1 protein-coding gene is annotated in these 563 nt (G+C 51.3%); it reads left to right on the forward strand.

Features of this window, described 5'->3' with window-relative positions:
- Positions 1-563, forward strand: a 563-nt coding sequence (locus R7O13_RS29530) for a Calx-beta domain-containing protein (protein WP_318144114.1), incomplete at both ends; no start/stop codon positions are given.

Below are 563 nucleotides of genomic sequence, written 5' to 3' on the forward strand. Positions count from 1 at the left end.
GAAGTTGGAGATTTGGGCACCTTAGAATACAGCACGGGAAGTGGTTGGGTTGCAGTGCCAAACGATGGCGTGGTGACTGTACCTGCCGAGCAAACCGAATTTGATGTGCGTATCGCTTCCATTGATGACGCCGTTTATGAAGGCCCTGAAGATTTCAGTGTGACGGTGACTGGCATTGGCGCAGTACAAGGCAGTGATACGGGGACGGCGACGATAGTGGACGACGGCAGTGGTCCAGGACCCGATCCGGATGATGACCGTCCAAGTGTGACTATTACCGATGCTGGTATTATTAATGAGGGTGAGACTGCGAACTTCAAAGTCACCTTATCGAATGCCTCCGAATCTGCAGTTCAAGTGGAACTTGGCCTCAACTTAGGTGACACCGAAGCCGGTGACTTAGGTACCTTAGAATACAACACGGGAAATGGCTGGGTTGCAGTGCCAAATGATGGTGTGGTGACGGTGCCAGCAGGGCAAACCGAGTTTGATGTGCGTATCGCTTCCATTGATGACACCGTTTATGAAGGCCCTGAAGATTTCAGTGTGACAGTAACTGGCAT

The sequence above is a fragment of the Vibrio sp. Y176 genome (assembly GCF_033438945.1).